Consider the following 2,147-nt stretch of genomic DNA (forward strand, 5'->3'; position numbering starts at 1 on the left):
TTATTCAGTTGAATTTTTAGAACGACAAACTGAAATTGCTGCTAATAACTGAGAATCTATCTTTTATTTTATAGAAATCTCACTCTTTACTGAATCTACAATACTCTACAAAGCTTTTTACGGAAAAATGCTTCGGATTAAGATACTTAATACCAGTATCTATCAACTCAAATTTTTCATAATCAAACTCAAGTTTTTCATTGTTTAAGAAATCATCATCTATCCATAAAGCAGGTAAAATATGCTCACAATAATCAAAGTATCTTCTGCATTCAATACATTCTTCGTCTAAAGACTCTACACCAACATAATGAATATTATAATCTACAGTATCGTTTATAAATCTTTCAAGGAAACTGTTCAAAACAAAGGCTACTCTATCATCACAATATACATAACCAATTAAATTTTTATCTGTGATTTCTACACATTCATTATACCCGTCTACTGATGAGTCGTAGTATATAGCATACCAATATGCTCCTGGATTTCCTGATTGTGAAAGAAAATAATTTCCAATAACAGCTTCCAAATGTCCACATAATGAAATCCATTGATGTTTTGTACTACTACTTATCGAAAAAATACCACTAATATCCGTCATGTCATCACACTCTCTATTGTATATCTTCAAATATGAATTTATCGCTTTTGTTTATCAACGAATATTGGCTTGCTGCCATCATCAATTTCAAATGTATTACTTCCAGTTCGTATATAAACACTTCCTATTTCCGCATGAATATAAGGAATAATATCTCTGTCATAATTACATATTGTATTGATGGAAAACACAGAATGATTGCTTGATTCGTTCATATAAGCCTCATCTTCATTACCCGCTAAAAAACGCCATCCGCTATCTGGGTTGTCTTCATATGGAGCTTCTCGATACATATATCCTACTTTAAAACCTTCTTTTGTTATTCTGTCAGATACAATGCATCCTTCTCCATTTGGTTCGTTCCAATCAATTAAATTCTCTATGTTGATACTAAGAAAATCGTTGTTCTTCTTTCTCTCGAAAAACATGATGATTCACCTCTCCAAATTCTGATTTGCTTGTTCCATAAAATTCATTTTAGTCGCTTTCAAACTTGCTGGCGGCGAACAGCATTTTATGCTGTTTGCGGACGGCAAGTCCACAGGGGATAGCCGCTTTAGCGGCGCAAGGGGGTGTAGCCACCTTGACGGAACGAAGTGATGAAACATTCACGGTCGGACAGTTTTCTTCTGCCGACCGGGAGTGAAGCTCCGCAGGACGCACTACTCTCGACAGAGAGTATAGAAGTGCGCCCTTTAGTTCCTAAAGGGATTTTATCAGTTCGACAAATCGGAAGCTGCAAGTTTAATGTTTCATTATCTCATCTAACTGGTCGTGTAATTCAATAAATGGATTTTCTTTCAGATGTTTACCTGTAACTGTATTGATAATATCATGCTTATCAGAACTATACCCCGAATAACCGTCAATCATCTCCATAATTTCAACAGCAAATTCATAGGTTACATCATACAACATCGCTCTGGCTTCGTTATCATGGTACTTTTTGTGTTCAGTCAAACAAATTTCAACACAACTTTCTTGTATTGCTGCAATATGTTTGAAAAATTTTTGTTGCATATCATTCATATTCTACCCCTATAACTTCCAATTTGTTGCTCAATTTTCATATTCAAATTATACCATAAAACTTGTGAACAATTCTACCGCAACTTTGGACTATATGAGAAAAGTCCGAACAGTTTTCTGCCAGGACTTCCTCGCTCAATCGTAAATCAATTCCGCTTTCACAATCTCCTCTGCCTGTGCCTTGCGTTCCTCACGCTTGCGGATTTCCTCTAATTCTTCCGGGGTCAGCTCCACTTCTCCAAACGCCGGGGGAACAAATCGCCCGACAAAATTGAAGTAAATCTCGACCTCCTGTGTGGTCTGTATACTGCCTTTACGGTCACGCTCATGCACAAGGATTTTCTCGATAAACTCGTTGAGCATAGCAATCGTCAGCTTGTCAAAGTTCTCATACTTGTCAATCAGAGCGATAAAACGATCAGCGTCCTTTTCGTGCTTCTCATAGCTCTTGACAGCCTTTTCCAGAACAGAGATTTCAGCGGTAAGCTCGGACTGTTCCTTTTCGTATTGAGCG

General features: G+C 36.9%; 4 protein-coding genes. All 4 read right to left on the minus strand.

Going from position 1 to position 2,147, the window contains the following annotated elements; translation table 11 throughout:
- Positions 1 to 79: 79 nt before the first annotated feature.
- Complete coding sequence (locus DXA87_RS17620; protein WP_117471335.1) at positions 80 to 604, minus strand: transposase; 525 nt, start codon at positions 602 to 604, stop codon at positions 80 to 82.
- 38 nt (positions 605 to 642) lie between these two features.
- Positions 643 to 1,032 carry a DUF2185 domain-containing protein gene (locus tag DXA87_RS17625; protein WP_117471336.1) on the minus strand — a complete coding sequence of 130 codons (390 nt, stop codon included), beginning with the start codon at positions 1,030 to 1,032 and terminating at the stop codon, positions 643 to 645.
- A 316-nt stretch (positions 1,033 to 1,348) separates the two neighbouring features.
- Positions 1,349 to 1,633 carry a hypothetical protein gene (locus DXA87_RS17635; RefSeq protein ID WP_117471338.1) on the minus strand — a complete coding sequence of 95 codons (285 nt, stop codon included), beginning with the start codon at positions 1,631 to 1,633 and terminating at the stop codon, positions 1,349 to 1,351.
- A gap of 135 nt (positions 1,634 to 1,768) precedes the next feature.
- Positions 1,769 to 2,147: DUF4368 domain-containing protein (locus tag DXA87_RS17640; RefSeq protein ID WP_242998141.1), on the minus strand; the 379-nt coding region annotated here is incomplete at its 5' end.

It is taken from the genome of Desulfotomaculum sp. OF05-3 (assembly GCF_003435535.1).
Lineage (GTDB): Bacteria > Bacillota > Clostridia > Lachnospirales > Lachnospiraceae > Pilosibacter > Pilosibacter fragilis.